Below are 24,235 nucleotides of genomic sequence, written 5' to 3'. Positions count from 1 at the left end.
CACCGGTGTCTTTCCCGCTACGACAGGGGACAACGAGACAAGAGGGAGGGCCGGAGATGATCGATCGGCGCGCGATGATGCTGCTGACCGGCGCGAGCCTCGCCGCCGGCCCCGCCCTGGCCGCCCAGGAAGGCGACGCGGCGCTGAAGGTCCTGCTGGACGGCTTCGCCAAGGGCGGGACGGCGGCCGACAGGCTCACGGCCCTGTCCGCTCTCGACCCCCAGACTCTGTCGCCTAAGGCCCGGCTCGATTACGACGCCGTGCGCATCGCCGCCGCCGCCGAGGCCGACCTCGTCCGCCGCTTTCCGTTCGGCGCGGGCGCGGCGGGTCCCTATGTCGTCACCACCCGGTCCGGCGCCTGGCAGAAGGCCTCGGAGGCCTGGGGCGACGCCGCGCCGGCGATGGTCGCGCGCATCCAGGCCGAGACCGACCGGATCCGCAAGGACGCCGACGCCGGCGTCGTTCCCCCCGCCTTCCTGATCGATCGCCTGGACAAGGCCCTGGTCGAGGCGCGGTCGAAGGCCTCGCCGTCGGTGGGAGGCGCGCTGAACGGCCAGCGCGCAGCCCTGCTGGCCCTGAAGCCCCGCGCGGGAACCGCCGCCGGCGTGCGCTTCAAGGACCGCGAGGCCTATTACGCCGCCATGCTGAAGACCCAGCTGGGCGCGCCCATGGCCCCCGTCGAGGCCCGCCGCCGGCTGGACGACGCCATCAAGAGCCTGCACGCCCGCGCCGACGCCCTGTTGAGGGCTCAGGGCCTCAGCCAGGGCGGGGTGGGCGAGCGCCTGCGGGCGCTGATGGCCGACGAGCGCTACCTGTATTCCGACGACGACGCGGGTCGCGACCGCGCCATCGCCGACATGGCGCCGTGGCTGGCCAAGGCCCGCGCGCGCCTGTCCCAGGCCTTCGGCGACCTGCCCGGCGCGGTCGACGCCGTGTCGGTGCGGCGCATGTCGCCCGCCGACGAGGCCGCGGGCCGACAGGGCTATCGCGACCTGCCGTCGGCGGACGGCAAGAAGCCCGGCGCCTACTATGTGGATCTCAAGCGCATCCGCGACCGGCCCAGCTGGAGCCTGCCGGCCGTGGTGCATCACGAGGTGCTGCCCGGCCACATGCTGCAGATCCCCAAGGAAGAGCTGTCGGGCGCGCACCCCTATCGCTCGCGCGTGGCCTGCCCGGCGGCGATGGAGGGCTGGGCCGTCTATGCCGAGCATCTGGCCTGGGAGATGGGCGCCTTCGAAGGCCAGCCCCTGGCCGAGATCGGCGGCCTGTACTGGATCCTGTTCCGCGCCGCCCGCGCCCGCATGGACATCGGCATCCACCTGGAGGGTTGGACGCCCGAGCGGGCCATGGCCTTCCTTGCCGACGTGCAGGGCGCGCCGGTGATCTTCGCGCCCTTCGCCCAGGAGGTCGAACGCGCCGCCATCGCGCCAGGCGCCGCGGCGGGGCAGGGGATGTACTGGCTGGAGCTGGCGCGTCTGCGCCGCGCGTGGGGCGGGACCCTGCGCGAGTTCCACGGCCGCGTGCTGGATCGCGGGACCCTGCCGCTGGCGATGCTGGCGCCGCGCTGACCCCCTCCGGCCCTCCGGGCCACCTCCCCCAGAGGGGGAGGATCTATCGCTCCAGATGCTCCCCCCTTGGGGGAGCTGTCGCGTAGCGACTGAGGGGGCCGCCGAAGGCGGGTTACGCCGCCCCGACGTACTTCAGCAGCGTCACCATGTTCTCGATGTAGCTGCCCGTCGAAATGCCGATCTTCGGCTTGTCGGTCACGTAGGGCGAGGTGTCGGAGGCGTCGCCCACATGGGTGCGGCTGAAGTCGCCAGGGGCCGGGGTGGGCGAGCCGTCGCCGATATAGGGATTGCTGGTCGCCTTCAGTTCGGTCGGCCACCAGCCGGCCTCGTTGAGGGCGGCGATCAGGCCCGCGGCCTTGTCGGGCGCGCCGGCCGTGGCGTCGCCCTTCAGGGCCCCGACGTTCAGGTCCGACACCGACACGTCCTTCAGCGTGAAGTACTTCGGCAGCGCCTGGCGGCCGCCCTTCAGCGGCGAGGCCTTGCTGGCGACTTCCGGCGGGGTGGCCTTCAGCGTCTCCAGCCGCTTGCGCAGGGCCGGGATGTTGACCCCCCGGAACGAGGAGTAGTGGGCCACGGTGTTCTCGGGATTGCCGTCGACATAGTAGCGGCCGTTGACGACGTTGCTGCCGGTGCGGTGCACGAACAGCGGCTTGTTGGTGCCGATCTCGACGAAGGTCGGGAACTGGCGGCCCTTCTGGTGTTCGACCGGCAGCCTGGTGGTCTCCAGCCAGTCGAGGGCTTCGCCGAGGCGCGCCAGGTACTTCGGGTCGCCCGTCAGTTCGTAGAAGCCCATGCAGGCGGTGATGTTGGCGGCCGTGGTGTGGGTGGCGAAGGCCTCGGGCTCGTAGGTGCGCGCGCCGGACGGCTTGAGGTCGGAGACCTTGTGCTGCAGGCCCCAGCCGGCCTGGGGCAGGGGCTGCTGGCAGGCGACGAAGCAGTCCATCGCCTTCTTCACCGCCGGCAGCACGCGCGGGTCGCCCAGCGCCTGCCAGACCATCAGCAGGAACTCGATGTTCTCGCCGGCCACGTCGTCGTTGAAGGTGATGTAGCCGGTGTAGTCGGGCCGGCCGTGATGGTGGAACTCGTCCTTCAGCGGGAAGCGCTGGGGCCAGCCGCCGACCGGGTACTGGCTGTCGAGGACGAACTGGATGGCCTTGTCGAGCGCCGGCTTGAAGGCGGGATCCTTCTTCTCGACATAGAGCCGCAGCAGGAACTGCGAGCTTTCGGCCGTGCCGGCGTCGTCGAAGGTGGCGTTGCCGTAGTAGTGCTGGAATTCCTCGAGCCGCCAGCCGTTCTTGCCGATGGTGTCGTACCACTTGCGGATCGACGGCTCGCCGGCCAGGTCGCCCAGATAGTTCCAGCCGCCGGCCGGGTGCTGGATCTTGATCAGGGCGCCGGCCACCTGCTTGGCGGCCTCGTAGTAATATTCGTCGCCGGTGGCGTGATAGGCGTCGAGGAACAGGTGGCCCATGGTCGCCGTGCCGGGCGGCTGCACCCAGATCATCGTCGGATAGGCCTCCATCTCGCCCCAGCGGCGCGAGAAGTCGGGCAGGTAGCTCCAGACGTAGCCGCCTTGGTAGGCGACCTTCTCGACCATGAAGGTGGTAGCCCGCTTCATCGTGGCCAGCGCGGCCTCCTTGCTCGGCGCCTCGGCCGCCAGGGCCTTGAAGGGCGCCAGGCCCGCGGCGGCGGCGAAGGCGGCCGCGGAGGTCGCCATCAGGCGGCGGCGGGTGAGGGGGCTGAGCGGCATCGACGCATGAACTCCAGAGCGGGCGGGCGCGACGCGGGGACGCAGGCGGCAGGGTCCGGGTGCTGGTCGCGACGCTCGTTTCCAAGCTGCGCCTTGGTTTCCTTCCCCGTCGAGGCGAAAAGCCTCGAATCCTTGCCGCCGTTGGCCCGGCGCGTGTTTGGACGACACAATGTCCACCGGTGTCATACTTGGCAAGCGCGCTGTTGGCGAACCTTGCCGAAAATTCCCCTGGGACGTGTGCGACAGGCCGCCGCGTTGTCTCAGGAGGCGATATCCAACAAATGACCACCATCGGTTCATGAGGCGACGCCGCCGCGCCGGAAAGGCAGCGGGCGACGCCGTCCTGTTGGGGAACAGGACGACACCCCCGGGTCCCAAGGACCCGGGGGTGTTTTCATATGTGCCTATGCACCTAACTGGCTGAGAGCGTTAACAAATCCCTTCGGCCTGCGTCGCGCGGTCGCATGGAGAACGACGTTCATTCGCAGTAAAGAATCGAACCATGCCGAGCCAAAACGATCATCTCAGGGAAGCCGAACGGCTGGAGCGTCAGGCCGAGATCGCCGACAGCGCCCACGCCCGCGAAGCCCTTCGCCGCATGGCCCAGACCTCGCGGATCACCGCCGCCATGGTCGGACTGATGGAAGCCTGCGCCGAAGACGCACCCGCCGGCGCCTGCTGAGGCGGCCCCGCTCGAACGCGTCCCTGACGACCGTCGCGACCTCGCGCAACGCGGGCTCCGCAGCGAGCCGAGCGACGGAGGGGGCATGGGGCAGGACCGTACGGACGAGGGCGTGCTGGCCAGCGCCGGCGCCTATTTCCACAGCGTGCTGGAAGCCAGCCAGGACTGCATCCGCGTCATCAGCCTGACCGGCTCGATCGAATACATGAACCTTCGCGGTCGCGAGCTTTTCGAGATCGACGACTTCGAAGGCCGCAACCGCGACCGCTACTGGCCCGACATGTGGCCCCCCGAAAGCCGCCCCGTCGTCGAGGACGCCCTGAACAGGGCCCTGGCCGGCGGCTCCTCCTCGTTCCGCGCCCTGTGCCCCACCGCCAAGGGCAATGTCCGCTGGTGGGACACCACGGTCTCGCCGGTGCTGGACGAGGCGGGCCGGGTGGTGCGGGTGCTGGCCGCCTCGCGCGACGTCACCGCCGCCATGCTGGCCGAGCGTCACCGTCAGCTGCTGGTCAACGAGCTCAATCACCGTGTGAAGAACACCCTGGCCATCGTCCAGTCGATCGCCGCCCAGTCGCTGCGCAACGCCGGCGTCGACCCGGCCGTGCGGCGGGCCTTCGAGGGGCGGCTGATGGCCATAGCCGCCACCCACAACGTGCTGACCGACGAGAACTGGGCCGCCGCCAGCCTGCGCCAGATCGTCGAGGGCTCGGTGCGGCCCTATCGCAACGCCGACCACGATGTGCTGGTCGCCGGCCCCGACCTGATGGTCTCGCCCAAGCCGGCGGTGGTCATGGCGCTGGCCTTCCACGAACTGGCCATCAACGCCCTGAAGTACGGCGCCCTGTCGGTTCCGGGCGGCGAGGTGACGGTGCGCTGGACCTCGCAGCCGGGCGCCCAGCTGCTGGTCAGCTGGACCGAGCGCGGCGGCCCGCCGGTGGCGCGGCCCTCGCGGCGGGGCTTCGGCTCGCGGATCATCGAGCTGGCCCTGGCCAGCGAACTGGACGGGCAGGTCGAGCTCGACTACCGGCCGGGCGGCCTGGTCTGCACCATCCGCGCGCCGCTCTGCGCCCTCGACAAGGTCGACGCCTTCATGGCGCTGCAGGCCTGAGGGCTGAAACCTCCGCCGTGCTGTGACGCTTTCCTGCCGCAAGTTCTTGCCATTCAGGCGGGGGCTGAAACAGGAAACGGGGGCCGAGTGGCCGATTTCGACTGGCGAGCTTGGACGGTGAAGGCGCGGCATGCGGCCTTGGCCGTGGCCGCTTTCGTCGCCGCGCGGGCGCGGGGCCTCGTCGCCTTCGTTCGCCGTCATCCGCGCTGGATGGGTTTCTTCGGCCTGGTGTTCGCCGCCCTGCTGGCCGCCTTCGTCTGGATCGGCGTCAGCCTGCCGCTGTCGCGCTCGCTGGAGCCGCTGGACAGCCCCGCCGTCGTGCTGCTGGACGCGCAAGGAAAGCCCTTCGCGCGGCGCGGCGCCTACAAGGAGGCGCCCGTCGTCGTCTCCGAACTGCCCGACTACGTGCCCAACGCCTTCATCGCCGTCGAGGACAGGCGGTTTCGCCGCCACTTCGGTCTCGACCTGTGGGGCATGGGCCGGGCGGCGGCGGTCAACATCAAGGCCGGCAAGGCCCGCGAAGGCGCCAGCACCATCACCCAGCAACTGGCCAAGAACGCCTTTCTGAGCAACGAGCGCACCCTGCGCCGCAAGGCGCAGGAGGCGGTGATCGCGCTGTGGCTGGAGCTGCGCCTGTCGAAGGACGAGATCCTCGCCCGCTATCTTTCCAGCATCTATTTCGGCGACGGGGTCTATGGCCTGGGCGCGGCCTCGCGGCACTATTTCGGCCGTGCGCCCGAGAAGCTGACCCTGGGCCAGGCCGCCATCCTGGCCGGCATGGTCAACGCCCCCAGCCGCCTGGACCCGGTCGACAATCCCAAGGCTGTCGCCGCCCGCGCCGACCAGGTCCTGGCCGACATGGTCGAGGTCAAGTTCATCACGCCGCAGCAGGCGCAGAACGCCCGCGGCGCCCGCGCCCGGGCCACGCGCGCCAGCCTGCCGGTCGGCGGCTATTTCGCCGACTGGGTCTCGCCCCAGCTCGCCGACGCCTTCGAGACCGCCCGTTACGGCGAGGTTCGGGTTCCCACCACGCTCGACGGCCGCCTGCAGCGTCGCGCCGAGCAAGCGGTCAACAACGCCCTGGCCCGGTCGGGAACCCGGCTGAAGGCCGGGCAGGCGGCGCTGGTGGCCATGCGGCCCGACGGCAAGGTCGTGGCCATGGTCGGCGGCCGCTCCTACGCCAAGAGCCAGTTCAACCGCGCCGTCCAGGCCAAGCGCCAGCCGGGCAGCGCCTTCAAGCTGTTCGTCTATCTGGCCGCCCTGCGCGACGGCGCCCGTCCCGACATGCGGGTGGTCGGCGATCCGGTGACCATCAACGGCTGGACGCCCAGGAACTACGAGGGCGGCGCGGGCAGCGACCTGACCCTGCGCGACGCCTTCGCCCAGTCCAACAACATCATCGCCGCGCGTATCTGGCAGACGGCGGGGGGCGAGGCGGTGGTGCAGGCCGCCCGGGATCTCGGGATCACCTCGCCGCTGAAGGCGACCGACGCCAGCCTGTCGCTGGGGGCGGCCGAGACGACCTTGCTGGAACTGACCTCCGCCTACGCCGCCGTCGCCTCGGGCCACATGCCGGTCGCGCCCTATGGCCGCCCGCGCAAGGACGGCGAGGCGGCCCCGCCCAGCCGCCAGCTCGACACGGCCCAGCGCGCGGCCCTCTACGAACTGCTCGGCGCGGTGGTCGAGGAGGGCACGGGCCGCGCGGCCCGCACCGGCCAGCTGACCTACGGCAAGACCGGCACCACCCAGGAGCACCGCGACGCCGTCTTCGTCGGCTTTACCGGCGACCTGGTGGTGGGCGTGTGGGTGGGCAACGACGACCACTCGCCGATGAACGGGGTCACCGGCGGCGGCCTGCCGGCCCAGATCTGGCGCGACTTCGTCGGCCAGGGCCTGAGGGCCGGCCTGATCGCCCGCGACCGCGCCCCGGTTCCGCGCGTACAGCCGCCGTCCGAGGAGGAGCAGCTGGAACGCGAGCTCGAACAGGATCTCGGCGGCATCCCGCGCTGGCTGCGACGCATCTTCGGCGGCTGAGCCGGGACGGGTGACGCGCTTGTAACTGGACGCCGGCGAGGCGCCGTGGCCTGCTCGGATCAGCCAAGGAGAGAGCGATGCCGCTTCCCAAGCCGCCGCCGAAATCCAAGTGGGCCGCCGCCATGCAGGACGGCCAGGCCAAGCGCGAGGCCAAGGCGGCCAAGTCCCGCAAGGCCGCCAAGGCCGCGGCCGAAGCCGGCTGCGACGCCGCCGTGACCACGGCCGTCATCGCGGCGATAACGGCGACGATCTAACCTTCAGGAACCTCCCCCTGTGGGGGAGGCGGCCGAAGGCCGGTGGGGGGACGTTTTCAGCTTCTTCCGAGGCGGACGGTCATCATCCACACCCCCCACCGATCGCTGCGCGATCGCCTCCCCCAGAGGGGGAGGTTCCTGCCGCCTGCGCCTACCGGCAAACCTCCACGCACCGCTTGGCCAGCGCGTCCGTCGCATCCACGAACGGCACGGTCAGGTCGTCCTGGCTCATGACCAGCGGCACTTCGGTGCAGCCGGCGACCACGGCCTGCGCGCCCAGACCCACCAGCCGATGCGCCAGGGCCGCCATGGTCTGGCGCGAGGCCGCCGACAGGTCGCCGCGCTTGATGCGGTAGAGCAGGGCCATGAACTCGACCTGCTCGTGGTCGCCCAGCGTCACGGCCTCCAGCCCCAGGTGCGCCAGCCGGTCGCGATAGATCGAAAGCCCGCCGGCCGTGCCCAGCACGCCGATCCGGGTCGCGCCGCCGACGCGAGCCGCCTCCACCGCCGTCTCCGGCAGGTCGATCAGCGGCAGGCCGCTGGACTTCACCTGCGCGGCGAAGGCGTGGGCGGTGTTGCAGGCGATGGCCAGAACCTGCGCGCCCGCGTCGCGCAGGCCCGCGGCCATGGCCGCCAGCACGGGGCCGGCCGCGTCGCCCTGCGTGTTGCGGTCGGGGATCTTGGGATTGATGTCGACCAGCACCCGGATGTGGTCCTGCTCGCGCGCCACCGGGGTGGCCGCCTGCAGCTTGGCCAGGAAGTCGAGGGTGGCGGCCGGGCCCATGCCGCCCAGTACGCCGAGGACCTTGCTCATCGCGCCTGTCTCCTAGCCGAGCGCCGGCTCCAGCACCGACTGGTAGCCGAACAGGCCCTGGGCGCCGCCGGTGTGCAGGAACACCACCCGCTGGCCCTTGAACGCGCCCTTGCGGGCCTGGTCGATCAGGCCCTTCATCGCCTTGCCCGAATAGACCGGATCCAGCAGCAGGCCTTCCGTCCGCGCGGCCAGGGCCAGGGCGTCGATCACGCCCTGATCCACCAGGCCGTAGCCTTCGCCCACATAGTCGCAGTCGGCCACGACCGCCTCGCGTCGCACCCGGCCCGCCGCGCCGATCGTCTCGGCGGTGGCTACGGCCAGGTTGAAGACGTTCTCCTCCTGCTTGGCCTTGGGCGCGCGCACGCCGAAGCCAAGGATCGGGATATCCACCGACAGCGCCGCGAAACCGGCCACCAGGCCCGCATGGGTGCCGGCGCTGCCGGTGGCGGTGACCAGGCGGTCGATCTTCAGGTCCAGGCCGTCGGCCTGGACGACCAGTTCGCGGGCGCAGTCGACATAGCCCAGCGCGCCCACCGTGTTGGAGCCGCCGCCGGGGATCACATAGGGCTTGCCGCCGCGTCGGCGGACGATCTCGGCGGTCGCCTCCAGCTCCTCGTTCATGTCGGTTCCGCCCGGCACGAAGCGGATCGACGCGCCCATCAGCCGGTCGAGCAGCACGTTGCCGTTGCCGACATAGTCGCTGGCTTTCGAGCCCGTGCGCTCCTCCAGGATCACTTCGGTCGAAAGGCCGAAGCGGGCGCCGGCCGCGATGGTCTGGCGCACGTGGTTGGACTGCACCGCGCCTTGCGTCACCAGGGTGTCGGCGCCCAGGGCCAGGGCCTCGCCGAGCAGGAACTCCAGCTTGCGGGTCTTGTTGCCGCCGCCGGCCAGGCCCGTGCAGTCGTCGCGCTTGACCCAGAGGTCGATCCCCAGTTCCGCGCCCAGGCGGGGCAGGGGCTCCAGCGGCGTGGGCAGGTGGGCGAAGCGGGCGCGGGGAAAGCGGGCCAGGTGCATGCGGGTACTCCGATCCGGACGCCTGGAGATAGGCCGCCCCGGGCGGCCTGGCAAAGCGTTTCAGCGAGGCTTTCGGCGCTGACGGTGCTATGCTGGCGCTCGCCTGGCGGCCTCGACGTCGCCGGGCTTCAAAAGCCTGTCCCCGCGTACCCGCGGCTTGGTTTCCCCCATTCCCCGCGGGCCTGTCGGAAGGCCGGGCGGACGTTGGGAGAAAACGCATGAAAGCCAAGACCCTCAAGTCTCGGCCGCCCCGTCGCATCGGTGTTTCCGGCGCACGGCCGTTTCGCGGCTGGATCCTCGGCGTCGCCGTGCTGGCGATGCTGCCGCCGGCCGGCGCCGCGACGGCCTCGGTCCTGATCATCGGCGGCGGCATGGCCAAGGACTGTTCCGAGGCGGTGATCCGGGGCCGCTCCGACGACGACACGATGCGCCTGTGCACCTCGGCGCTGGAGGTCGAGACCCTGTCGACCGGCGACCGCGCCCGCACCCTGGTCAATCGCGGCGTGATCCAGCTGCGCCGCCAGGCCTATGTCGAGGCGCGGGCGGATTTCGACGCGGCCGGCCGCATCGAGCCGAAGCTGGGCGAGGTCTATGTCAACCGGGGCGCGGCCCTGGTGGCCGAGGACCGCTTCGCCGAAGGCCTCGACGAGATCGACCGGGGCCTGGCTCTGGGCGTCAAGCAGCCCGAGCGCGCCTACTACAACCGCGCCCTGGCGCACGAGAACCTCGGCGACGTCAAGGCGGCCTATTACGACTTCCAGCGCGCGGCCGAGCTGGATCCGAAATGGTCGGCGCCGAAGGAGGAGCTGGCGCGTTTCTCGTTCAAGAGCCGCTGACGCCGCGCCCTTCCGGCGCGCGGGGCGGCGCCGGAGGCATGGCATGAGACGGGTCCTGGCGATCACCATCGCGACGGGTCTGGCGCTGGCGTCGAACGCGGCGAGCGCCCAGATCCGCGCTGGCCAGGCCGAAGCGGGCCTTGCCCAGGAGCGCGCGGCCGCCCGGATGGAGATCGAGGCCCTGCGTCAGCAGCAGATGGCCCAGGCTCGTGAGGCCCAGGCCGCGCGTGACCGCGCCGCGGCGGCCCAGACCCTGCGCTCGCTGCAGGCGCAGGGCGCGAGCGCGGGCCGGCCCTATCGCCCGCCGCCGGCCGAGGTGCTGCCCGAGCGCGGCGATCCGTCGGCGGGGCTGTCGCTGCGGCTGGACGAACTGGACCGCTTGACCGACGCCCGTCTGGCGCGGAGCAATGAGGTGCTGCGGGCCATCAGGCCCGCTTCGGAACGCTAGGGATCTTCGGCTCATGGAATGGGAAGGCGGACGGCAGTCCGGCAATATCGAGGACCGGCGCGGCCTGGGTCCCGTCGCGGCGGCCGGCGGCGGCATCGGCGCGCTGGTGCTGGCGGCCGTGGGCTATTTCGTGTTCGGCGTCGACCCGCAGACCACGCTGAACGCCGTCGAGGGCGTCCAGGCGCCGGCGGCCCAGCAGCAGGAAGGGCGGCGCGGCTCGGTGCAGGACGAGGGCGGCCGCTTCGTCGACGTCATCGAGACCTCCAACACCGACGTCTGGGGGCCGATCTTCGCCCGCTCGGGCGGCCGTTACGTGCCGCCGACCTCGGTCGTGCTCTATGACGACCAGACCGGCACCGGCTGCGGCCTGGGCCAGTCGGCGATGGGGCCGTTCTATTGCCCGGCCGACCGCAAGGTCTATCTCGACCTCAGCTTCTGGAACGAGCTGGAGAGCCGCTTCGGGGCCAGGGGCGAGTTCGCCCGCGCCTATGTGATCAGCCACGAGATCGGCCACCACATCCAGAACCAGATGGGCGCGACCCGCAAGGCCGATAGCCTGGGCCGGCGTGGCGCCGAGAGCGGCTCGGTGCGGCTGGAGCTGCAGGCCGACTGCTACGCCGGGGTCTGGGCCCGCCACGCGCCCGAGGTCTCCAACATCCGCATCACCCGCGCCGACATCGAGGACGGCCTGGGCGCGGCGGCCGCCGTCGGCGACGACGCCATCCAGTCCAAGGCGCAAGGCCGGGTGATGCCCGACAGCTTCACCCACGGCACCAGCGAGCAGCGCATGCGCTGGTTCGGCAAGGGCTACGACGACGGCAGGCCCGCCGCCTGCGACACCTTCGCGACGGACGACCTGTAGGGGCTAACCAGCCCCTCGACTTCGGGAGGCCACGATGGGCGGCAAGGAGACGACGGCAGAGGAGATGGCCAAGGCCGCGGGCGTCGGAGCGAAGCAATTTCGGCAACGACTGAGGGACGCCCAACTACCTTGGCACGTTCTCGGTACCCACTGGACGGTCGTGGAAGGGAGCGACGAGCACGGCGACATGCAGGCCGTCCTGGCGCGCATGGTGAAGGCGTCCTGACGAACGTCGCTCGTCGCTCTTGACCCGCGCGTCAATCCTCCTAGTGTCCGCCCTGTTCACCGGGGGGTCGCTGTCGCGGCTGAGATTGGGCTTGAGCCCTGACCCGTCGAACCTGATCCGGGTCATGCCGGCGAAGGGAGGGAACGCGGATCTGGGAGCGTACAGTCCAGGCCGTAAGACCGACTTAGCTCGACACGTCCGGGTCTCTTCAGTGCTTGAGGAGCCCGCAACATGAACGCTCAAACCCCCATCGTTCCAGCGACCGACAACGTCGCCACCGGCCCCGTGCCGGGATCGCGCAAGGTCTATCAGGCCGGCGAGATCTTCCCCGACATCCGCGTGCCGTTCCGCGAAGTGGCCGTCCACCCGTCGGCCAACGAGCCGCCGGTGACGATCTACGACCCATCCGGCCCCTACACCGACCCGAACGCGACCATCGACATCGCCAAGGGCCTGGAGCGCGCCCGCGACGCCTGGGTCGTCGCCCGCGGCGACGTCGAGGTGGTGGCCAATCCGCGCGAGGTGAAGCCCGAGGACAACGGCTTCGCCCAGGGCAAGCACCTGGCCCCGCAGTTCCCCGACAACGGCCGCAAGATCTTCCGCGGAACGCAAGGCAAGCTGGTCACCCAGCTGGAATACGCCCGCGCCGGGATCGTCACCGCCGAGATGGAATACGTCGCCATCCGCGAGAACCTGCGCCGCGAGCAGACCCGTCCGTGCGTGCGCGACGGCGAGGACTTCGGCGCCTCGATCCCCGACTTCGTGACGCCCGAGTTCGTGCGCCAGGAAGTGGCCCGCGGCCGCGCCATCATCCCGGCCAACATCAACCACGGCGAACTCGAGCCGATGGCCATCGGCCGCAACTTCCTGGTCAAGATCAACGCCAACATCGGCAACTCGGCCGTGCTCGGCACCGTCGCCGAGGAAGTCGACAAGATGGTGTGGGCCACCCGCTGGGGCGCCGACACGGTCATGGACCTGTCGACCGGCCGCAACATCCACAACATCCGCGACTGGATCATCCGCAACAGCGCCGTGCCGATCGGCACCGTTCCGATCTACCAGGCGCTGGAGAAGGTCGGCGGCGTGGCCGAGGACCTGAACTGGGAGGTCTTCCGCGACACCCTGATCGAGCAGGCCGAGCAGGGCGTCGACTACTTCACGATCCACGCCGGCGTGCGCCTGCCGTTCGTGCCGATGACCGCCAAGCGCGTCACCGGCATCGTCAGCCGCGGCGGCTCGATCATGGCCAAGTGGTGCCTGGCCCACCACAAGGAGAACTTCCTCTACGAGCGCTTCGACGAGATCTGCGAGATCATGCGCGCCTACGACGTGTCGTTCAGCTTGGGCGACGGCCTGCGTCCGGGCTCGACCGCCGACGCCAACGACGAGGCCCAGTTCTCCGAACTGCGCACCCTGGGCGAACTGACCAAGGTGGCCTGGAACCACGGCGTGCAGGTGATGATCGAGGGGCCTGGCCACGTGGCCATGCACAAGATCAAGGCCAACATGGAAGAGCAGCTCAAGCACTGCCACGAGGCCCCCTTCTACACCCTCGGCCCGTTGACCACCGACATCGCCCCTGGCTACGACCACATCACCTCGGCGATCGGCGCGGCCATGATCGGCTGGTTCGGCACGGCGATGCTCTGCTACGTCACGCCCAAGGAGCACCTGGGCCTGCCCGACCGCAACGACGTGAAGGTCGGCGTGGTCACCTACAAGCTGGCCGCCCACGCCGCCGACCTGGCCAAGGGCCACCCGGGCGCCTCGATGCGTGACGACGCCATCAGCCGGGCGCGGTTCGAGTTCCGCTGGGAAGACCAGTTCAACCTCGGCCTCGACCCCGAGACCGCCCAGGCCTTCCACGACGAGACCCTGCCCAAGGAGGCGCACAAGACCGCGCACTTCTGCTCGATGTGCGGCCCGAAGTTCTGCTCGATGAAGATCAGCCAGGAAGTCCGCGACTTCGCCGCCGCCCAGGCGCCGAACACCGCCGAGCTGGGCATGGCCGAAATGAGCGAGAAGTTCCGCGAACAGGGGTCGGAGATTTACCTGAAGACGGAGTAGGAGCGGCTTTTCAAAAGTCGTCCTTGCATTGAAGCTGGCGAGGCCCGGTCCGAGACGACCGGGCCTTTGTCATGTTGAGGCGCATGTTGACAGCGCTGATCATCGCCGGGCCGAACGGGGCGGGGAAAACCACCTTCGCCAATGCTCTGCTGGCGCGGCGTGTGGAGCCCTTTGAGTTCGTCAATGCCGACGAGATCGCACGCCGGATGAACCTTTCGTCCCTGGATCCGGCGACGGCCATGTTGGCAGGGCGGCAGATGTTGAGCCTGCTTGACGCCCTGACGTTGGAGAGGCGCGACATAGCCCTGGAGACGACTTTGGCGAGCCGTGCCTACGCACGCAGGATCGAGCGATGGCGAGGCGAGGGCTATCGTGTGGAACTGGTCTATCTGCGGCTGCCCACCGTCGAGGATTCATTGGCCCGCGTGCGCAGACGGGTCGAGATGGGCGGCCATGACATTCCGGAGCGTGATATTCGACGCCGGTTTCCCAGAAGCCTTCAGTATCTCGAAGAGATCTACAAGCCTCTCGTCGACGCTTGGCAGGTGTGGCTGAGTGGCGAGGAAGGGCTGGAACTGCTAGATTCATCGTCATGAACCAGCGCACCGATATCAAGCTCGTCGGGGAGGCCTTGAAGGAGGCCGCCTGGAAGGCGCGTCACGGTACGCGCGAGGAGCGCGCGGGCAAGTTTCTGGGCAAGCAGGCGGCGGTCGAGAAGGCGGTTGCTACGCTTCAGAAGAAATCCGGCGACTGAGTCCTGGCTGAACGGGGCGGCATGAGGGTCCTGGCCGGCCTAACCCTGATCGCGGGGCTTCTCCATGCCGCGCCGATCGCGGCGGCTCCTGCCGATTTCCGGCCCATCATCGAGACCGGCCCCATCGCCAGACCCCTGCAGGGCGTCTGGAAGTCTCGCGGCTACGGCTGGGCCGTGCGGTTCGACGCCGACGGGCCAAGCCTCTATCACCTCGCCGGCGAGGACTGCTGGCGCGACCCGCGCGCGGAGGCCGATCCCGACGGTGTGCTGAAGCTTTGGCGGCCCATGGGCGCGGCGCTCGAGACGGCGGGCGAGGCCGACGGGACGGTCTATCGCTTCGATCGGCTGAAGGCCCTGCCGGAGGCCTGTTCCGAGGTCCGGCCCTGGACCCCGCGCCGGACCCTGGCTGTCGTCGCCGACACCTTCGAGGCCTCCTACCCCCTGTCGCGGGAGCGGGGCCTGGACTGGCCGGCGCGACGGGCCGCGGCCGTCGCGGCTCTCGGCGAGGCGCCCGACGAGGCGGCGCTGTGGAGGGCGCTGGGCGTGCTTCTGCGGGGGATGAACGACGCCCACGTGGCGCTGGACGGGATCGTCGGCGGCCAGCCGCGCACCCAGCGGTTCGGCGAGGCGGAGGCGCTGATGCGGGCCAAGGCCGCGCCCGGCGGCGAGGCGGCCTGGGCGAGGGCCTGGCGGGCCGACCTGCTGGCCGCGCCCCTGGGCGTTCGCGAGGCGGCCGGCGGGCGGATCCTGTGGGCACGAAAGGGGAAGGTCGGCTATCTCGCCGTGACCGCCATGGGCGGCTTCGATCCCAGATCCGGCGACGACGACCTCGCGCTGCTTGAGGCCACGCTGGACGAGGCCGTCACCGCCTTTTCGGGCGCAGAGGCGGTGATCGTCGACGTCAGCGACAACCGCGGCGGCTACGACGTGATCGCCCGCCGCATCGCGGCCCGCTTCGCCGACCGCCGGCGCGAGGTCGGATCCAAGGTCGCGGTCGGCGGCGACGGCGTCGCCCAGCCGCTGTTCATCACGCCGTCGGACCGCCCGCGCTACCTCGGCCCTGTCTGGCTGCTGACCAGTCAGGTCACGGTCAGCGCCGGCGAGACCTTCACGCTGTCGATGCGGGCCCTGCCCAACGTGCGCCAGGCGGGCGAAACGACGCGCGGGGCGCTGTCGGACCAGCTGCAGAAGCCGCTGCCCAACGGCTGGCGCTTCGCCCTGCCGGCCGAGGTCCACCGCGACGCGCAAGGTCGCGTGGCGGAAGGCGAGGGGGTCGCGCCGCAGGTTGCGCTGCCGGTCTTTCCGCCCGGCGATCCGCACGGACACCTCCGGGCGCTGGACCGTCTGCTGATCTTGATCGACGGGCGCTGAACTTTTTCGCGGCCCCCCTGTCGGCCTCCTCCGCGTTGGAACGTCCTATGGGGGCCAACAACGATCCAAGGGAGGATCCCATGACCTATGTCGACGGTTTCGTGCTCGCCGTGCCCAAGGCCAATGTCGAGGCCTACAAGGAGATGGCGACCCTGGCCGGCTCGATCTGGATGGAGCTCGGCGCGATCTCCTATGTCGAGGCCATCGCCGACGACGTGCCCTACGGCGAGCTCACCTCGTTCCCCCGCGCCGTCCAGCTGAAGGACGACGAGGTGACGGTGTTCTCGTGGATCACCTACGAGAGCCGGGCCAAGCGCGACGAGATCATGGCCAAGGTCATGGCCGACGAGCGCCTCAAGCCGTACATGGACAAGATGCCCTTCGACGGAAAGCGCATGATCTTCGGCGGCTTCGAGAGCCTGGTGGAGTACTGAGGGCCTATTTGGCCTTCATCGACTCCTCGCCGTTCATGATCTGGATGCCCGTGGCCTGGCCGCCGGCGCGAAGCTTGGCGATGTAGCCGATCTCGTGCTTGGCGCCGCCGTGGTCGGGCTCGATCTCCAGCGAGTCCCTGTAGGCCTTCTCGGCCTCGTCGAGGCGGCCCAGCTCGATCAGGGAGAAGCCCCGGGCGCGCAGCAGCCGGGCCTTGCCCTGCTGGTCGGAGATCAGGAAGGCGGCGGCCTTCTCGAAGGTGGCGTCGTACAGCGCCAGGGCGTCGGCAAAGCGGCGCTGCGCCGTCAGCACCATGCCCTTCTCGGTGACCAGCATCAGGTTCTCGGGTTGCAGGGCCAGACCCTTGTCGAGCCATTCGGAGGCCTTGTCGTAGTTGCGCGCCTCGACGGCGGCCGAGCCGAGCAGGAAGTAGGCCAGGCCATAGGTGTTGTAGTCGACGACCACCTGGGTCTTCTGGTCCGGCGCGGCCTTCTCGGCCGCGGCGCTGGCCAGCAGGCTGGCGATCAGGCCCTGGTCCAGGTTGTAGGCCCGCACGATGAAGGTGTCGCCCTTGCGCTCGACCAGCGGGTAGGCCGCAGGGGCGTGCGAGGCCACGGTCTCCAGCGCCGGAACCATCTTGCGGATCGTCCCGAGGTCGCCGCTGTTCATCGCCTTCTTGACCGTGGCCTGGTCCTTGGCGGCCTGGGCGTCGGCGGCCGAGGCCGGCGCGGGCGCCGGGCGGGCGTGGACCATCGCCGGCGTGGCGGCGATCATCAGGGCGGCGACGGCGGCGGCGATACGCATGGACTTCCTCCGGTGAAGCTCCAAGTTATTCTACGTCTGTAAGATTGCAAGCGGGGCGTGCGGTCGGTGCGATGGCCCGCTTGAGTGGATGCGAGGGTGGAACAGGCAGGAGTGCGCCGGCATTGCAGCCTCATGCTCGAACTGGTTCTGGATCTCTGCAACCTCGTCGGCGGCTTCCTGCTGGCGATCGGTCTCCTGGCCCTGCTGCCCCGGGCGGGCGACGACCTGGGGCGCTTCGCCGCGCGCCTGGCGCCGTTCGGCTGGATCGTCGGGATCGCGGCCCTGGTCTGCGGCGGCTACTTCCTGATCGTGCACCTGGTTTCAGGGCCGCACGTCTTCCATTTCGAGATCGTCGGCATCGCCGTCGGCGTGCTGCTGCTGTGGGACCGCCTGCGGGCCGGGGTGCTGGCGCGGCGCCTGGGCGGGTCGGGCGAACTGCCGGCCAGCGGAGCGCAGGGCGCGGGACTGGTCTTGGCGATCTTCGGGATCATCGCCATGATCGTCGGGTTGCAGGGTCTGCTGACGCCCGATTGACGAGTAACGACCGCTTAAGGGCCTGGGCGCAGACTCGGCGGCAAGCACGATGCGGTCAGGGAGGCCGTCATGTCGTCCACCGTCACCTCCAGCACCCGGAGGTTCAGCGATCACTTCGAGCCGCAGGACATCGATCCGCAGGAGCAGCGTCGTCTGCGCGGTCATCTCGAACAGATCGACTACACCGCCTTTCTGTCCAATCGCGAGATCATGGCCCAGGCCCTGGGCAGGCTCGACGCCGGCCATTTCCAGAAGCTGGCCGTGACCACGGCCCAGGCCCGCGCCCGCTGGGCCGCCATGGCGCTGGCCATAGGCCAGTCGGGCCGCGCGCCGGATCCGGCCGAGGTCGAGAAGCTGGCCGGACTGCGCCTGGCCTATGACGAGCTTTCCGCCGCCTACGAGGCCCTGCGCCGGATGGTCGAGCGCGGCTACGTCGCCTACGGGCCGACCGCTTCTTCCTGAGAAAACGGGTTCGCGTCGGGAGAAGACTGGGGGGAAGGGGCCTTCTCCCGACGCGTCCGCCATGGAGCGCCGCAACCCTGCCGGAGGTTGTGCGCGGGCGGTTCGGGCCGTCGCCTAGGGAGCGCCGTCCGAGCGAGTCGCCGCACCTGCGGCCTCGGATTGACCATGCTCTTTATAGTTGTGCCGAGCAATCCATTTTTTCCACCGAGGGTCGAAGTTCCGTCGGGGAAAGCCTTGCCTTGCATTTGGGCGCCTCGGCCGGAGGCGCCCAGCCGTCTACGGCAGGCGGTCGCCGCGGTGCAGCGGGTCGGGCAGGGGATCGCCGGCCTTCACGAACTGCAGCGAAACCGAGTTGATGCAGTAGCGCAGCCGCGTCGGCGCGGGGCCGTCGGGGAAGACGTGGCCCTGGTGGCTGTCGCAGCGGGCGCAGCGGGTCTCGATGCGCACCATGCCGTAGGAGGTGTCGCGCACAGCCCTGACGTGGTCCTCGTCGAACGGCGCGTAGAAGCTGGGCCAGCCGGTGCCGCTCTCGAACTTGGTCTCGTGCTTGAACAGCGGCAGGCCGCACAGCCGGCAGCCGTAGACGCCGGGGCTCTTTTCGCCCAGCAGGCCGCCGCAGAACGGCGCCTCGGTGCCGTGATGCAGCAGGACGCGGGCCTCCTCGGCGGTGAGGTCGGCCTCCAGGCGCTCGCGTTCGGGCTCTGTGGGCGGGGTCAGGTCGAAACCTGTGGAAGAGAGGGTGGCGGCTTGGGTCATGCGTGCCAATCTAGGGGCTCGCACGGCCCGCCGGTAGGGCGCGCCGCATCAAGGGACGGGAAGCCTGCCATGATTACCTCGACCACTCCCTACGTCGCCGAGCGCGAGACCGTGGCCACCCTGGGGGTCGTCTCGGGCGAGGCCATCATCGGCGCACACATCTTCCGCGACCTGTTCGCCGGCATCACCAACATCATCGGCGGCCGCGCCGGCGGCTACGAGAAGGCCCTGCGCGAAGCCCGCGACATCGCCCTGCAGGAGATGATCGACGAGGCCCGCCGCCAGGGCGCCGACGCCGTGGTGGGCGTGGATCTCGACTACGAGGCCCTGGGCGCCGACAACGGCATGCTGATGGTCACCGCCGCCGGCACCGCGGTGAAGCTGCGCTGATGACCGTCGCCGTCGCCTTTCTCCAGCCCGGCTGGGCCGACTGGGAAGCCGGTCACGTGCTGGCCTCCCTGCGCGAATATTTCGGCGTGCAGATCGAGATCGCCACCCCGACCGGGGATCCGGAGACCTCGATCGGCGGCGTCCTGGCCGCCGCCGACTACCGCTTCGACGATCCGGTGCTGTCGGACGCCGACGCCTACCTGCTGATCGGCTCCGACGCCTGGCAGGGCTATGACAACGACGCGGTGTTCAGCCTGCTGCGCCAGGCCCACGCCGACGGCAAGATCGTCGCCGGCATCTGCGGCGCGACCATCGCGCTGGCCAAGGCCGGCTTGCTGGCGGGCAAGGCCCACACCTCCAACGGCAAGGACTGGCTGGCCGAGCAGGCTCCCGGCTACGCCGGCGCCGAGGGCTATGTCGAAAGCCCCCGGGCGGTGGTCGACGGCAGGATCGTCACCGCCTCCGGCTCGGCCCCGGTGACCTTCTCGGCCGAGGTCACGCGGCTGATCGCGCCCGAGGCTTCGGAGCGCCTCGACGGCTACGTGGCGATGTTCGCCCGCGAGTTCGGCGAGGGCTGAGGCCTCACTTCACCGCCGCCGCGCCCGCCCGGGCCAGGACGCCGTCCTGCTCGGGCGTGGCGCCGGCCACGCCGACCGCGCCGACGATCCTGCCCTCGACCAGCAGCAGCTCGCCGCCCTCGATGGCCAGGGCGCCGTTGGAGATGGCGTTGAGGTTGCCGCCCTTGACCGCGTCCTGGAACGCCTTGGTCGGGCGGCGATAGGCGGTGGCGGTCTCGGCCTTGCGGCGCGAGACCTCGGGGGCCGAGTACGAGGCCCCGTCCATCTTCCAGACCAGCACCGGGGCGCCGTTGGGCTCGACCACCGTGATGGTCACGGCCACGCCGGTCTTCAGGGCCTCGGCCTCGGCGGCGGCCGCCACGGCCTTGGCCTCCTTCAGCGTGACATTGCGGCCGTAGGGCTCGGCGGCGTTCGCGCCCGAGCCCAGGGCCAGCAGGCCGGCGATGATCAGAACCTTGCGGATCATGGCAGCTTCACCTCGTCGTTCAGGGCGGTGATCTGCGGCTGGTCGCTGACGATGCGCAGGCGCAGTTCCGACGGCTTGGCGCCGGCCGGGATCTTCAGGCGGGCGGTGTGGACCTTGGGCGTCAGGTCCTTGGGCGCGGCCAGGGGCGGCACGACGGCCGAAGCCAGCACCTTGCCGGCGGCGTCGACCAGTTCCAGCTTCGCGGCCTTGGCGTCCTGGGCGCCCAGGCTGTGCACCTTGGCGGTGATCGCCGAGCCCTTCACGCTGACGTCGCCGCGGCCGATGCCGAGGTCGGCGCGCTGGGCGGGGTCATCGCCCGGCGTCGCCAGGGCCATGTCGATGATCGTGGTCTGGCCCGGTTGCAGCACGACGCTGACGGCCTTGGTGCGCTCGAAGGCGACCTGGCGGGTTTCGCCCGCCCCATCGATCGCGTCGTCGCCCGTGGTGTCGATCCCCTGGGTCAGCGTCCATTGGCCGGGCGCGACGTTCCAGCCGGTCATGGTCGCCGTCACCGGCTTGTCCGACAGGTTGTAGGCCACGACCTTGAAGCCCTTGGCCGTTCCGTCCTTGACCAGGATCGCCACGTCCTCGCCTTTCGCGGCGCCCTCGAAGCGCCAGCTGACGATGTGCCCGGGGTTCATCTGGCCGCGCTTGTTGGCGATGCCGCCCAGGCGCGAGCGCTGCAGCACGTCCGACGGGATCTCCACCCGATCCGACCACCAGTGGCCGTCGGTGTGCATGTACATGTGCTGGTCGGCCCACTGGATCTCGTCGGCATAGGCCTTTTCGAGCCAGGCCTTGTCACCGGTCAGGCTCCAGGCGGCGAAGCGCTCCATGGCCCCGCCCTTGGCGGCCGACTTGACGATGGCGTCCTTGTTGGCGTCGGCCAGGCCCAGCATCGACAGGGCGTTGTCGTTGAGGTCGTTCAGCGATTTGACGCCGTTCTTGCCCATCCGCCACTGGATCGGCGCCAGGTACTTGGCCTCGCCCGTCCAGCGCCAGGCCTGCCAGAAGATCTGGAACGGCCCGCTGGCGCCCGAGCCCTGCAGCACCGTGCCGCCCCGCTCGGCGTCGGTGCGCCAGTTGATCTCGTTGGGATAGGAGCCGTCGGCCTTGGCGTGGGCCAGATAGCCGTCGGCCAGGCCCAGCACGATGTCGCGGGCGGTCTTGTCGCCGTTGTAGTCGCCGATCAGGATCGCCGGGTGCACCACGCCGAACGAGTAGGGCTTCTGCCACTCCCACGGGCCTTCGCGGTACGAGATCGAGCCGCTGTACCAGTTGGTGTTGAAGTGGACGTGGCCGGCCGGATTGCGATCGATGATCCCCGGCAGGGCCTTCACCGTCGTGAACAGCCGCTCGACGGCGAGGGGATCGCCGTAGTCGAGATACATCGCCTCGCTGTTGGAGTTGATGCCCTCCTCGTAGGCGTGCAGCTCGTCGGTGGCGATGGTCGACAGGCCGTTCGTGAACATGCCGTTGCGATAGACCGCGTCGGTCAGCAGGTTCAGCGAGCCTTTCACCTTGTCGGGATCCACGCCCATCAGGGCCAGGCCCGGCCATTGCTGCAGCAGGTCGGTGTCGTCCGACAGGCCGCCGCCGAAGTCGCCGTACGGAACCTGGCGCTCGTCGATCCACCAGTTGATGAACCTGGCCACCCGCTTGAGGTCTTGCGTCTGGCGGAAGGCCCACAGCGGAACGCCGTCGGGCGCCTTGGGCTGCTCGAAGGCCGGCCAGCCCTGGCTGCCATAGGTGATGTCGCCCCAGTACTCGCGGCCTTCCTTGTGGTCGGGATCCACGCGCAGCAGGTCGGAGATGTCGGCGTAGAGGCGGCGATAGAGGCCCTGGCGCTTGGAGGTGGTGTGCTCCTCCACCAGGAAGGCCCAGTTGTCCTTCACCTGGTTGAAGCGGTCGGCGACGTGCTCGGCCTGCGCTTCCTCGCGGGCCTTGAACACCAGCCGCACCTTGGCGCCGTCCAGCGCCTTGGGGCCGAACGCGGCGCTGTCGGCGGCGATGGTCAGGTACAGGCTGTCGGGCGTCAGGATCCGGTCGCGCAGATCCAGCCACAGGGTGCGGGCCTCGCCGGCCTTCACCGAGACCGAGACGTCGATCATGTTGCGGCCCGGCCAGATCGGGTCCTTGACCTGGATGTTCAGCGGGATGGTCGTTCCCGCCGCGCCGGGCAGGGCGGGGATGTCCAGCGCGATCCCGTCCAGGCCGTCGCGGGCGTTCTCCCAGCCATAGGCCCAGTTGCGGGCCAGCGGCTGGGCCGCCGGAGCGTCGCCGAAGCCCGACGGGATCATCACGTGGACGATCGGCAGGCCGGGCGCCGAAAGGTCGGCGGCCGGACGCTTGCGCTGCGGGGCCGCGTCGGGAATGGCCACCACCGTCGCCCGCTCGCCGGCCGGGAAGCGCCCGGCGACATAGGCGTTGAGGTCGGCCAGGTTCAGATAGTCCGGCGCCACGTCGGCCCGGACCGTGTAGTTCATCTTGAAGACGCCCTCGGGCTCCTTGCCCGACGAGACGTCATAGGCCCAGATCTCCTGGATCGGGGTTTCCTGGTCGGTGTTGGTGAAGGTCAGCACGCCGCCCTTCAGCGGCTGGGCCAGGGTGGTCACCGAGCGGTAGAGGCCCTTGGGCCGCACGCCGACCTTCACGCCCTTGTCGCCGGCCCCATTTTCTTGATTTGGCGCCGCCCAGGTCAGGTCGCCATAGGCAGGTCCCTGAATCTCCAGCCGGCTGATCGGCTCGTCGGGCAGGGCCAGCGTCAGGGCCTTGCCGCCCTCGACATAGACGTTCCAGTCCGGCAGCGGGAAATAGTCGTCGCGGCCTTCCAGGCGCGAGCGGTTGTAGACGCCGGGCCAGGTGGTCTCGGGGATGCCGTCGTTGGCCCGCCACATCCACTGCTTGATGTCCTTGGCGTCGGCGAACTCGACCTTGCGGATGCGGGTGGCCGGATCCGTCAGCAGGGGCGGGGCCTCGCCGGTCCAGCCGTGGCGCAGGCGCCAGGCCGCGCGCGTGGCCGGATCGTCCAGCGTCGGGACCGGGGCGGCGGCGCCCGGGGCTTCGTTGCGGGCCAGGGCCGCGACGCCGGCGGCGTCCAGCGCGCGGTCGTAGACGCGGATTTCGTCGAGATCGCCGCCGCGCAGGAAGTTGTAGCGGCTCTGCACCTGGTGCGGGGCGATCACCCGGCCGGCGATGCCGAATTGATCCAGGCCCGCGTCATAGGCCCGCTTGGCGTCCTTCCTGGCTGCGGGCTTGCCGTCGACGAACAGCTGCACGCCGGTCTGCTCGTCCCAGGTGAAGGCCAGGTGCGTCCAGGTGTCGGGCGCCGGCGGCTTGTCGAGCTTGAACGAGACGCGGGTGCGGGCCAGACCGTTGTCGGTGACGAAGGCGTCGAAGCCGTGGCCGTTCCAGTCGACGCGCAGGAAGGCCATATCCCAGCTGGTGTGGTCGGCGTAGCCGACGCGGAAGATCACGAAGGGCGCGACGCCGACCGGATAGCCCGAGCGCCAGAAGAACGACAGCGTGCCCCGTTGGGCCTGGATGTTGCCCGGCGCGTTCCAGGCCAGGATGCCGTCGTCCTGGGCCGACAGGGCCGGACCGGCCTTGCCGGCGGGGATCACCGCCACCTTGTCGGCGAAGTTGGGGATGGCGTCGCCGGCGGCGTAGTCGGCCTTCAGGCCCTTGTCGCCGGAGACGTGGAAGAGGAGGGCGGGTTCTGAAGGGGCGGCCGCCGCGGCCGCGCCGGCGGCGGTCAGAACCGAAAAGGCCGAGGCCAGAAAAAGCGCCTGCTTTACCACGCGTCACTCCCTAGTCGTTCTTATTGGAAACCGGTGTCATGGTTCCTGCGACGCTTTTAGCGCGATGGGCCCGCGTTGCAAACCGGCCTTGGCCTGTTACGCCTAGGAGAGGGCATGCGCGGCGCGAGATGCTCCCCCTCTGGGGGAGCTGTCGCGAAGCGACTGAGGGGGCCCAGCGCCGCGCTGTCCCCCTCCGGCCCTCCGGGCCACCTCCCCCAGAGG

General features: G+C 70.1%; 25 protein-coding genes and 1 riboswitch. Of the genes, 18 read left to right on the top strand and 7 right to left on the bottom strand.

Features of this window, described 5'->3' with window-relative positions; all coding sequences use genetic code 11:
- The first annotated feature begins 56 nt into the window (after positions 1–56).
- On the top strand, positions 57–1,568 hold the full coding sequence (locus G5B46_RS16790) for a DUF885 domain-containing protein (protein WP_165260535.1): 1,512 nt from the start codon (positions 57–59) through the stop codon (positions 1,566–1,568).
- 112 nt (positions 1,569–1,680) lie between these two features.
- Here G5B46_RS16790 and G5B46_RS16785 read toward each other — a convergent pair whose 3' ends face one another.
- The gene (locus G5B46_RS16785) at positions 1,681–3,318 is read right to left on the bottom strand and encodes a pectate lyase (RefSeq protein ID WP_165260533.1); all 1,638 of its coding nucleotides are present in this window, start codon (positions 3,316–3,318) and stop codon (positions 1,681–1,683) included.
- Between the two features lie 502 nt (positions 3,319–3,820).
- On the opposite strand from G5B46_RS16785, the gene G5B46_RS16780 reads away from it, so the two are divergent.
- The 4 genes from G5B46_RS16780 (at position 3,821) to G5B46_RS16765 (ending at position 7,396) form a co-directional block, all read left to right on the top strand.
- Positions 3,821–4,000 (top strand): hypothetical protein, encoded by a 180-nt coding sequence (locus G5B46_RS16780; protein WP_101719805.1) that lies wholly within the window; start codon positions 3,821–3,823, stop codon positions 3,998–4,000.
- 85 nt (positions 4,001–4,085) lie between these two features.
- Complete coding sequence (locus tag G5B46_RS16775) at positions 4,086–5,108, top strand: HWE histidine kinase domain-containing protein (protein WP_165260531.1); 1,023 nt, start codon at positions 4,086–4,088, stop codon at positions 5,106–5,108.
- 87 nt (positions 5,109–5,195) lie between these two features.
- Complete coding sequence (locus G5B46_RS16770) at positions 5,196–7,142, top strand: transglycosylase domain-containing protein (RefSeq protein ID WP_346764943.1); 1,947 nt, start codon at positions 5,196–5,198, stop codon at positions 7,140–7,142.
- A 77-nt stretch (positions 7,143–7,219) separates the two neighbouring features.
- Positions 7,220–7,396: a hypothetical protein gene (locus G5B46_RS16765; protein WP_165260529.1), complete on the top strand. Its 177-nt coding sequence runs from the start codon at positions 7,220–7,222 to the stop codon at positions 7,394–7,396.
- 151 nt (positions 7,397–7,547) lie between these two features.
- Here G5B46_RS16765 and G5B46_RS16760 read toward each other — a convergent pair whose 3' ends face one another.
- A complete protein-coding gene (locus G5B46_RS16760; protein WP_165260527.1) occupies positions 7,548–8,210 on the bottom strand; it encodes an amino acid racemase in 663 nt (220 codons plus the stop codon).
- Positions 8,211–8,222: 12 nt separating this feature from the next.
- The gene (locus G5B46_RS16755; RefSeq protein WP_165260525.1) at positions 8,223–9,224 is read right to left on the bottom strand and encodes a D-cysteine desulfhydrase; all 1,002 of its coding nucleotides are present in this window, start codon (positions 9,222–9,224) and stop codon (positions 8,223–8,225) included.
- 218 nt (positions 9,225–9,442) lie between these two features.
- Between G5B46_RS16755 and G5B46_RS16750 the strand changes: the two genes are divergently transcribed.
- From G5B46_RS16750 to G5B46_RS16710, 9 genes are all read left to right on the top strand, one after another.
- On the top strand, positions 9,443–10,060 hold the full coding sequence (locus G5B46_RS16750; RefSeq protein ID WP_346764942.1) for a tetratricopeptide repeat protein: 618 nt from the start codon (positions 9,443–9,445) through the stop codon (positions 10,058–10,060).
- Between the two features lie 43 nt (positions 10,061–10,103).
- Positions 10,104–10,508 carry a hypothetical protein gene (locus tag G5B46_RS16745; protein WP_165260523.1) on the top strand — a complete coding sequence of 135 codons (405 nt, stop codon included), beginning with the start codon at positions 10,104–10,106 and terminating at the stop codon, positions 10,506–10,508.
- Positions 10,509–10,521: 13 nt separating this feature from the next.
- Positions 10,522–11,370: a neutral zinc metallopeptidase gene (locus G5B46_RS16740; protein WP_165260521.1), complete on the top strand. Its 849-nt coding sequence runs from the start codon at positions 10,522–10,524 to the stop codon at positions 11,368–11,370.
- 34 nt (positions 11,371–11,404) lie between these two features.
- Positions 11,405–11,596: a hypothetical protein gene (locus tag G5B46_RS16735; RefSeq protein WP_165260519.1), complete on the top strand. Its 192-nt coding sequence runs from the start codon at positions 11,405–11,407 to the stop codon at positions 11,594–11,596.
- 50 nt (positions 11,597–11,646) lie between these two features.
- A riboswitch (TPP riboswitch) is annotated at positions 11,647–11,752 on the top strand.
- Positions 11,753–11,827: 75 nt separating this feature from the next.
- Complete coding sequence (thiC, locus tag G5B46_RS16730; RefSeq protein ID WP_165260517.1) at positions 11,828–13,666, top strand: phosphomethylpyrimidine synthase ThiC; 1,839 nt, start codon at positions 11,828–11,830, stop codon at positions 13,664–13,666.
- Between the two features lie 86 nt (positions 13,667–13,752).
- Positions 13,753–14,262, top strand: coding sequence for an AAA family ATPase (locus G5B46_RS16725; protein ID WP_205691723.1), 510 nt, complete (start codon positions 13,753–13,755; stop codon positions 14,260–14,262).
- Positions 14,259–14,420 carry a hypothetical protein gene (locus G5B46_RS16720; RefSeq protein ID WP_165260513.1) on the top strand — a complete coding sequence of 54 codons (162 nt, stop codon included), beginning with the start codon at positions 14,259–14,261 and terminating at the stop codon, positions 14,418–14,420. Before G5B46_RS16725 ends, G5B46_RS16720 begins: the two co-directional genes overlap by 4 nt.
- A gap of 21 nt (positions 14,421–14,441) precedes the next feature.
- A complete protein-coding gene (locus G5B46_RS16715; RefSeq protein ID WP_165260511.1) occupies positions 14,442–15,791 on the top strand; it encodes a S41 family peptidase in 1,350 nt (449 codons plus the stop codon).
- Positions 15,792–15,871: 80 nt separating this feature from the next.
- Positions 15,872–16,225 carry a DUF1428 family protein gene (locus tag G5B46_RS16710; RefSeq protein WP_165260509.1) on the top strand — a complete coding sequence of 118 codons (354 nt, stop codon included), beginning with the start codon at positions 15,872–15,874 and terminating at the stop codon, positions 16,223–16,225.
- Between the two features lie 4 nt (positions 16,226–16,229).
- Here G5B46_RS16710 and G5B46_RS16705 read toward each other — a convergent pair whose 3' ends face one another.
- Positions 16,230–17,027, bottom strand: coding sequence for a tetratricopeptide repeat protein (locus G5B46_RS16705; RefSeq protein WP_165260507.1), 798 nt, complete (start codon positions 17,025–17,027; stop codon positions 16,230–16,232).
- Between the two features lie 132 nt (positions 17,028–17,159).
- Between G5B46_RS16705 and G5B46_RS16700 the strand changes: the two genes are divergently transcribed.
- Both G5B46_RS16700 and G5B46_RS16695 read left to right on the top strand, forming a co-directional pair.
- The gene (locus G5B46_RS16700) at positions 17,160–17,561 is read left to right on the top strand and encodes a hypothetical protein (RefSeq protein WP_165260505.1); all 402 of its coding nucleotides are present in this window, start codon (positions 17,160–17,162) and stop codon (positions 17,559–17,561) included.
- 69 nt (positions 17,562–17,630) lie between these two features.
- On the top strand, positions 17,631–18,023 hold the full coding sequence (locus G5B46_RS16695; RefSeq protein WP_165260503.1) for a hypothetical protein: 393 nt from the start codon (positions 17,631–17,633) through the stop codon (positions 18,021–18,023).
- Positions 18,024–18,299: 276 nt separating this feature from the next.
- Here G5B46_RS16695 and msrB read toward each other — a convergent pair whose 3' ends face one another.
- The gene (gene msrB / locus G5B46_RS16690) at positions 18,300–18,779 is read right to left on the bottom strand and encodes a peptide-methionine (R)-S-oxide reductase MsrB (protein ID WP_165260501.1); all 480 of its coding nucleotides are present in this window, start codon (positions 18,777–18,779) and stop codon (positions 18,300–18,302) included.
- Positions 18,780–18,848: 69 nt separating this feature from the next.
- On the opposite strand from msrB, the gene G5B46_RS16685 reads away from it, so the two are divergent.
- Together G5B46_RS16685 and G5B46_RS16680 are read left to right on the top strand one after the other, a co-directional pair.
- A complete protein-coding gene (locus G5B46_RS16685; protein ID WP_058349561.1) occupies positions 18,849–19,169 on the top strand; it encodes a heavy metal-binding domain-containing protein in 321 nt (106 codons plus the stop codon).
- Entirely contained in the window at positions 19,169–19,747 is a 579-nt protein-coding gene (locus G5B46_RS16680) for a type 1 glutamine amidotransferase family protein (protein ID WP_165260499.1), read from the top strand. The genes G5B46_RS16685 and G5B46_RS16680 overlap by 1 nt, the downstream gene beginning before the upstream one ends.
- A 4-nt stretch (positions 19,748–19,751) precedes the next feature.
- Here the strand turns inward: G5B46_RS16680 and G5B46_RS16675 are convergent, their stop codons facing one another.
- Complete coding sequence (locus tag G5B46_RS16675) at positions 19,752–20,213, bottom strand: heme-binding protein (protein WP_165260497.1); 462 nt, start codon at positions 20,211–20,213, stop codon at positions 19,752–19,754.
- Complete coding sequence (locus G5B46_RS16670; RefSeq protein ID WP_165260495.1) at positions 20,210–24,013, bottom strand: LamG domain-containing protein; 3,804 nt, start codon at positions 24,011–24,013, stop codon at positions 20,210–20,212. The genes G5B46_RS16675 and G5B46_RS16670 overlap by 4 nt, the downstream gene beginning before the upstream one ends.
- Positions 24,014–24,235 lie beyond the last annotated feature (222 nt).

Origin of the sequence: Caulobacter sp. 602-2 (genome assembly GCF_011043625.1) — a bacterium.
Lineage (GTDB): Bacteria > Pseudomonadota > Alphaproteobacteria > Caulobacterales > Caulobacteraceae > Caulobacter.
The sequence above is the reverse complement of the archived record's forward strand: the minus strand, read 5'-3'. Positions and strand labels throughout refer to the sequence as shown.

Coding starts and splice junctions, on each gene's coding strand:
- G5B46_RS16790 (WP_165260535.1), top strand. CDS start 57: ATGATCGATCGGCGCGCGATGATGCTGCTGACCGGCGCGAGCCTCGCC.
- G5B46_RS16785 (WP_165260533.1), bottom strand. CDS start 3,318: ATGCCGCTCAGCCCCCTCACCCGCCGCCGCCTGATGGCGACCTCCGCG.
- G5B46_RS16780 (WP_101719805.1), top strand. CDS start 3,821: ATGCCGAGCCAAAACGATCATCTCAGGGAAGCCGAACGGCTGGAGCGT.
- G5B46_RS16775 (WP_165260531.1), top strand. CDS start 4,086: ATGGGGCAGGACCGTACGGACGAGGGCGTGCTGGCCAGCGCCGGCGCC.
- G5B46_RS16765 (WP_165260529.1), top strand. CDS start 7,220: ATGCCGCTTCCCAAGCCGCCGCCGAAATCCAAGTGGGCCGCCGCCATG.
- G5B46_RS16760 (WP_165260527.1), bottom strand. CDS start 8,210: ATGAGCAAGGTCCTCGGCGTACTGGGCGGCATGGGCCCGGCCGCCACC.
- G5B46_RS16755 (WP_165260525.1), bottom strand. CDS start 9,224: ATGCACCTGGCCCGCTTTCCCCGCGCCCGCTTCGCCCACCTGCCCACG.
- G5B46_RS16750 (WP_346764942.1), top strand. CDS start 9,443: ATGAAAGCCAAGACCCTCAAGTCTCGGCCGCCCCGTCGCATCGGTGTT.
- G5B46_RS16745 (WP_165260523.1), top strand. CDS start 10,104: ATGAGACGGGTCCTGGCGATCACCATCGCGACGGGTCTGGCGCTGGCG.
- G5B46_RS16740 (WP_165260521.1), top strand. CDS start 10,522: ATGGAATGGGAAGGCGGACGGCAGTCCGGCAATATCGAGGACCGGCGC.
- G5B46_RS16735 (WP_165260519.1), top strand. CDS start 11,405: ATGGGCGGCAAGGAGACGACGGCAGAGGAGATGGCCAAGGCCGCGGGC.
- thiC (WP_165260517.1), top strand. CDS start 11,828: ATGAACGCTCAAACCCCCATCGTTCCAGCGACCGACAACGTCGCCACC.
- G5B46_RS16720 (WP_165260513.1), top strand. CDS start 14,259: ATGAACCAGCGCACCGATATCAAGCTCGTCGGGGAGGCCTTGAAGGAG.
- G5B46_RS16715 (WP_165260511.1), top strand. CDS start 14,442: ATGAGGGTCCTGGCCGGCCTAACCCTGATCGCGGGGCTTCTCCATGCC.
- G5B46_RS16710 (WP_165260509.1), top strand. CDS start 15,872: ATGACCTATGTCGACGGTTTCGTGCTCGCCGTGCCCAAGGCCAATGTC.
- G5B46_RS16705 (WP_165260507.1), bottom strand. CDS start 17,027: ATGCGTATCGCCGCCGCCGTCGCCGCCCTGATGATCGCCGCCACGCCG.
- G5B46_RS16700 (WP_165260505.1), top strand. CDS start 17,160: ATGCTCGAACTGGTTCTGGATCTCTGCAACCTCGTCGGCGGCTTCCTG.
- G5B46_RS16695 (WP_165260503.1), top strand. CDS start 17,631: ATGTCGTCCACCGTCACCTCCAGCACCCGGAGGTTCAGCGATCACTTC.
- msrB (WP_165260501.1), bottom strand. CDS start 18,779: ATGACCCAAGCCGCCACCCTCTCTTCCACAGGTTTCGACCTGACCCCG.
- G5B46_RS16685 (WP_058349561.1), top strand. CDS start 18,849: ATGATTACCTCGACCACTCCCTACGTCGCCGAGCGCGAGACCGTGGCC.
- G5B46_RS16680 (WP_165260499.1), top strand. CDS start 19,169: ATGACCGTCGCCGTCGCCTTTCTCCAGCCCGGCTGGGCCGACTGGGAA.
- G5B46_RS16675 (WP_165260497.1), bottom strand. CDS start 20,213: ATGATCCGCAAGGTTCTGATCATCGCCGGCCTGCTGGCCCTGGGCTCG.